General features: G+C 42.6%; 6 protein-coding genes. 1 reads left to right on the top strand and 5 read right to left on the bottom strand.

The window, feature by feature from the left end; all coding sequences use genetic code 11:
• Positions 1-71: 71 nt before the first annotated feature.
• Both AC3CHU_RS08775 and AC3CHU_RS08770 read right to left on the bottom strand, forming a co-directional pair.
• Positions 72-1,265: a class I SAM-dependent methyltransferase gene (locus AC3CHU_RS08775; protein WP_479278422.1), complete on the bottom strand. Its 1,194-nt coding sequence runs from the start codon at positions 1,263-1,265 to the stop codon at positions 72-74.
• A 129-nt stretch (positions 1,266-1,394) separates the two neighbouring features.
• Complete coding sequence (locus tag AC3CHU_RS08770; RefSeq protein ID WP_017088499.1) at positions 1,395-2,798, bottom strand: methyl-accepting chemotaxis protein; 1,404 nt, start codon at positions 2,796-2,798, stop codon at positions 1,395-1,397.
• Positions 2,799-2,886: 88 nt separating this feature from the next.
• On the opposite strand from AC3CHU_RS08770, the gene yccX reads away from it, so the two are divergent.
• The gene (gene yccX, locus AC3CHU_RS08765; protein ID WP_488524373.1) at positions 2,887-3,174 is read left to right on the top strand and encodes an acylphosphatase; all 288 of its coding nucleotides are present in this window, start codon (positions 2,887-2,889) and stop codon (positions 3,172-3,174) included.
• Positions 3,175-3,232: 58 nt separating this feature from the next.
• Here the strand turns inward: yccX and AC3CHU_RS08760 are convergent, their stop codons facing one another.
• The 3 genes from AC3CHU_RS08760 to AC3CHU_RS08750 form a co-directional block, all read right to left on the bottom strand.
• A complete protein-coding gene (locus AC3CHU_RS08760; RefSeq protein ID WP_004733621.1) occupies positions 3,233-3,562 on the bottom strand; it encodes a TusE/DsrC/DsvC family sulfur relay protein in 330 nt (109 codons plus the stop codon).
• Positions 3,563-3,717: 155 nt separating this feature from the next.
• Positions 3,718-4,383 carry a Bax inhibitor-1/YccA family protein gene (locus AC3CHU_RS08755; RefSeq protein WP_488524372.1) on the bottom strand — a complete coding sequence of 222 codons (666 nt, stop codon included), beginning with the start codon at positions 4,381-4,383 and terminating at the stop codon, positions 3,718-3,720.
• Positions 4,384-4,678: 295 nt separating this feature from the next.
• Positions 4,679-5,443, bottom strand: coding sequence for an amino acid ABC transporter ATP-binding protein (locus AC3CHU_RS08750; protein ID WP_004733637.1), 765 nt, complete (start codon positions 5,441-5,443; stop codon positions 4,679-4,681).
• Positions 5,444-5,460: the final 17 nt, after the last annotated feature.

Below are 5,460 nucleotides of genomic sequence, written 5' to 3'. Positions count from 1 at the left end.
ACAAAAGGGCCGAAAGGCCCTTTTTTAATACGTCTGTTTTGCTATAAAAGCTAGATTCTAAAGCTCTAAAATTAGAGAACCTTACAAGCAAAACCTTTTAGGTAGAAACCTTCTGGGTAAGCTGTATCGATCAAGTGATCGGCAGCTTGCTCGAAGCGTTCAACAAACTTCACTGTTCTGCCTGCATCTAGAGCGGCATCAGCAATGATCTTTTGGAATAAGTCAGCCCCCATCAAACCTGAGCAAGAGTAGGTGAGTAGTGTTCCACCTGGCTTCAGGATTTGCATTGCTAGCATGTTAACGTCTTTGTAGCCGTTAGCGCCTGAAGTTAGGTTGTTCTTGCTTGAAACAAACTTTGGTGGGTCCATGATCACTACGTCAAACTTAGTGCCCTGGTCACGGTATTCTCGAAGTAGTTTGAATACGTCAGCGTTTAGGAATACAGCACGCTTTTTCGAGATATCAAACTCGTTAAGTTCAGCGTTGAACTTAGCTGTATCAAGAGCAAGTTGAGATACGTCTGCGTTGATCACACGCTTCGCGTCGCCTTTAAGTGCGTAAAGGCCAAAGCCACCGGTGTATGAGAAACAGTTAAGGACATCTTTGCCTTTAACGTACTTCATAGATTCTTTGCGACTATCACGTTGATCCATGTAGAAGCCCGTTTTGTGGCCTTCCATAATGTTCACGCTGATCTTCACGCCGTTTTCTTCAATGACTACTGACTTAGGTGGCTCTTCGCCATGCAGTACGCCGACGGTTTGCTCTAAACCTTCTTTTTTACGAACAGCTACGTCAGAGCGTTCGTAAATATTACATTCAGGGAAGCATTCAACTAAAGCTTCAACGATAACGCTTTTGTTGAATTCTGCGCCAGCACTCAGTAGTTGGCAAACTAAGAAGTCTTGGTACTTGTCGATAGTAATACCTGGCAGGCCGTCAGATTCAGCCGCTGTTAATCGGTACCCCGTTAGGCCGTCACGTTTGATGATATCGTCACGTAGTGATTGTGCGTCTTTAAATCTTTTGATGAAAAACGCTTTATTGATTTCTTCTTTTTCAAATGTCCAAACACGAGCGCGAATTTGAGATTCTGGTGAGTAAGCTGCCTTTGCGAGCCACTGACCATTTTGAGCATATACGTCTACAGTTTCACCTTGTTGTGGTTCGCCTTCGACCTTATCGATACCGCGTGAAAATACCCAAGGGTGTTTACGGCGTAGTGATTTATCTCGGCCTTTAGCTAGATGAATTGAAGGAGTCATAATTTACTCTGTTTGTTGAATTTGAAGGAGGGGTATTGTCGGGGAAGTGCAAGGGAAAAGCAAATAAGAAAGGGCTGCAGAAGCAGCCCTAGCAATGACTAATTAACACATAGTGGTTAGATGTCAGTATTAAGCTTTAAGACCTGTCAGCAAACCTTCCATCGTATCGCTTTGCTTACGAAGTTGGTCAACATTTACATTACTCTTACTGATCATTTCACAGATGCTGTCTGATTGATGACGAATCTCTTCAACACTTTGTGCAATGTTGTCAGCAACAACACCTTGCTCTTCAGCAGCAGTAGCAATTTGAGTGCTGCTATCAGAAATAGATTGGTTCTTTTCAGCTAACGAGCCGATCTCAACGTTTACTTCCGACATCAATGTTTGACCTTCGTTAGCATTGCTAACAGTCACTTCCATCAATTTTGTCAGTGATTGGCTGTTACGTTGTAATGATTCGATCATGCTCTGGATTTCAACCGTTGCTTGTTGAGTACGGCCGGCAAGGGCACGGACTTCATCGGCAACAACAGCAAATCCACGACCTTGCTCGCCAGCACGTGCAGCCTCAATGGCAGCATTCAGGGCTAATAGGTTAGTTTGTTCAGAGATGCCATTGATGGTTGCGACCACTTCATCAATTTGCGCTGCGTTAGCATCAAGCTCTTCTACCGCCTGCGAAGCTGATTGAATTTCTTGAGATAGGCTTGAGATAGATTCCAATGTATTTGAAACTTTTACTTGGCCACTCTGTGCAACACCGCGAGCGTCCATAGTTTGAGAGCTAGACTCATGAGCAAGGGTAGCGACTTCACGAATCGTAGCTGCCATTTGTTCCGTTGCACTTGCTAAACTATTCAGGTGTTCTTGTTGGTTACCCGAGATGTCTGAGCTCTGTTGTGTCGACTGGTTTAAGTCAGAACTGATCTGCTGCATGAGTGCGACAGACTCTTGGATTGATAGAACCATGTTTTGTTCACGTTCTGCTACTTTATCAATAGTAATTGCGATTTCACTGAACTCATCACGAACAAGGAAGTAGTTCATACGGCAGGTGAGATCACCACTCGCTAGCGTGCTTAACGCTTTGTTCATAGAGAACATTGCGCCACCGATGAAAGTCATGATGTAGTAAACACCTAGCGCGATAAGCGTTAGGGTTACTGCGATAATTGAAACCTGAGTCGTAGATAGAGCTGACCATAAGTTTTGGTCATGGTTCGCAACCAAGCTGAATGCACCGTTCATAACTGAGACGGAACCAACACCATAGCCTAAAGAGATGGTTTCAGAATTACTGACAAGTTGAGCAACTTGATCTTTCGTCAGTTGACCCGCTTCGATAAGTCCTTTCATCAAGAGCATTTCTTCTTGATAAAGATGAGCAAGTAAAGAGTCTGCGGCGCTATCTAAAACAAGAGTTAATATAACCAGGGCGAGAAGAGGTAATAAGAAGAGTAGATAGAACTTTTCTTGGATTTTTAGGTGAATGAGATATTTGTCAATCCAACGAAATGGGATTTCTTTCATAATCGTTATACTCGAAGTAAGTCCACCAATAAGCGGTGAATGAATAGAGTCGCAACTATATCATTCATACAATTTATGAGGCAACGTTATGGAAAGTTCACAATATATTTTTGTCGTATCAGGCGTAGTTCAGTGTGTTGGTTTTCGCTATCACACCAGTAGGCAGGCACAAGCTCTGGGCATTTCAGGCTATGCAAAAAACCTAAATGATGGCAGAGTTGAAGTGTTAGCTGTCGGAAAGGGTAAGGAAATAGAGAAGTTCCACGCATGGCTCGATATTGGCCCTTCGAGTGCGACAGTAGACCAAGTAGTGATGCATCGAGTTAAAGAAAGTGAGCGACAGGATGTACGTATAGATGAGTTTAAAATACTGTAGCTAGCGCACTACAGTATTTGTCTTTTTACCTTGAGAGTAACCTAAAGCTGTTTAAGCTTTACAAGCATTTTGCTGGTTTAGGTAAACCCGCGAGCTTGGTTGCTTGTTTAGCGGGGCCTTTCTTGAACAATTTGAATAGGTACTTACTGTTACCTTTCTCTGGGCCGTGCGCTTTTTCCATCGCTTTAACGAGCATACGAACAGCCGGAGAGGTTTTGAACTCTTCGTAAAAGCTTCTTACAAAATGTACCACTTCTAAGTGCGCATCAGTCAGTTCAATCGCCTCGTCTTGAGCAAGAATCTCAATCATACCTTCTTCCCATTGTGTGTAGTCCAATAGGTAGCCTTGAGCGTCGGTTTCAATTTGTTTGCCATTATATTCAAACATGTTTAGTCCAGAATCAGTTTAACTCAGTAAATAGGGTACATGACCACGTTTGCCTTTCTCAAGAAATATCGTCGTTATCTCTAGGAATATTGCAACTATAGATACAAAAAAGCCCAAGAGACAGGCTCTTGGGCTCAATTTTGAACGAACTATGATTAGTCGTTGCTGTTCATAATACCTAAGATGCTTAGTAGGCTGATGAAGATGTTGTAGATAGAAACATACAAGCTAATCGTTGCTGAGATGTAGTTTGTTTCACCGCCGCGGATGATGCTTTGCGTTGTTAGCAAAATAACACCAGTCGAGAATAGGATGAACATACCGCTCATTGCTAACGACAGTAGAGGCATTTGTAGGAAGATGTTTGCAACCATCCCTACTAGCAGAACAACAAAACCAGCTATTAGCATACCGTTAAGGAATGAAAGGTCACGTTTAGTCGTCAGTGCGTAAGCTGATGCACCCATAAATGCTAATGCTGTACCACCAAGTGCAGTAAGGATGACATCACCCATACCTGCGCCAACGTACATGTTTAAGATTGGACCAATGGTGTAGCCTAAGAAACCTGTAAATAGGAATGTGAAGACTAGACCCATGCTGTTGTCACGGTTCTTTTCTGTTAGGAACAGTAGGCCGTAGAAACCAACTAGCATAATGATAAGACCAGGGCGAGGAAGGTTCATCGCCATAGATACGCCTGCTACTACAGCAGACCAAAGTAGTGTCATAGACAGTAGTGCGTAGGTGTTACGCAACACTTTATTGGTTTGCAGAGCACTTTCTTGAGATGCTGTGCGTGAAAACATAGGGCTGTTCATAATCTTCCTCGTAAGGTGACTTCAATAGTTATTAGTACATTTATGGGGCTGAAAGTTCGAAAAATCAAGTCTTTCATTCCTTTTGTATACCTAAAATAATAATCAAAATAGTCGGTTAAGTGTTTCTTAAGGTGTAACAAAGTGTTTCTAATGACGTATAAAGTGTCGCTAATACTCGATGTTCAAACTTTTATAGTTACTGGTTAATGATTTATAACCTTTGAAAAACTAACTATAACCTTGAAAAATAAAGAGGCGACCTAAGCCGCCTCTATAGTTTATGCATCATAACACATTAATGGTGCAAGATTTGGCTCAAGAAGTTCTGCGTTCTGTCCGATTGTGGGTTTTCAAAGAAGTCGACAGGGTTGTTCTCTTCTATGATTTCACCTGCATCCATAAAGATAACGCGGTCGGCAACTTCTTTAGCAAAACCCATCTCGTGCGTTACACACAACATCGTCATGCCTTCTTCGGCAAGCTCAACCATAACGTCTAGTACTTCACGAACCATTTCCGGGTCGAGTGCCGATGTTGGTTCATCAAACAACATGACTTGAGGGTTCATACATAAAGAACGAGCGATTGCCACACGTTGTTGTTGGCCACCTGAAAGCTGTCCTGGGAATTTATCCGCTTGCTCAGGGATTTTTACACGTTCGAGGAATTTCATCGCGATGGCTTCAGCTTCCTCCTTCGGCATCTTCTTCACCCAAATAGGGGCCAGAGTACAGTTTTCTAATACCGTTAGGTGAGGGAATAGGTTGAAGTGTTGAAAACACATACCTACATCTCTGCGCACGGCTTCAATGTTCTTCAGATCTTCAGTCAGTTCATTACCTGAAACGAAGATATGACCTTTTTGGTGCTCTTCTAACCGGTTGATACAACGAATCATCGTGGATTTACCTGAACCAGAAGGGCCACAAATAACAATTTTTTCGCCTTTTCTAACTTCCAAATTGATGTTTTTAAGAACGTGGAACTCACCGTACCACTTGTTCATGTCTTTTAACTCGATCATAAGACCTTGAGAGTTGTTTTCTGTTTGCTGCGTCATAATACGTCCTTGATCTT

Source organism: Vibrio sp. QJM3NY_39, from assembly GCF_057785895.1.
This window is presented reverse-complemented; position numbering and strand designations above follow the sequence as displayed.

Bases quoted from the DNA above. Each gene is read 5' to 3' on its own strand.
- AC3CHU_RS08760 (WP_004733621.1), bottom strand. From the start codon at position 3,562: ATGTTTGAATATAATGGCAAACAAATTGAAACCGACGCTCAAGGCTAC.
- AC3CHU_RS08770 (WP_017088499.1), bottom strand. From the start codon at position 2,798: ATGAAAGAAATCCCATTTCGTTGGATTGACAAATATCTCATTCACCTA.
- AC3CHU_RS08775 (WP_479278422.1), bottom strand. From the start codon at position 1,265: ATGACTCCTTCAATTCATCTAGCTAAAGGCCGAGATAAATCACTACGC.
- AC3CHU_RS08755 (WP_488524372.1), bottom strand. From the start codon at position 4,383: ATGAACAGCCCTATGTTTTCACGCACAGCATCTCAAGAAAGTGCTCTG.
- AC3CHU_RS08750 (WP_004733637.1), bottom strand. From the start codon at position 5,443: ATGACGCAGCAAACAGAAAACAACTCTCAAGGTCTTATGATCGAGTTA.
- yccX (WP_488524373.1), top strand. From the start codon at position 2,887: ATGGAAAGTTCACAATATATTTTTGTCGTATCAGGCGTAGTTCAGTGT.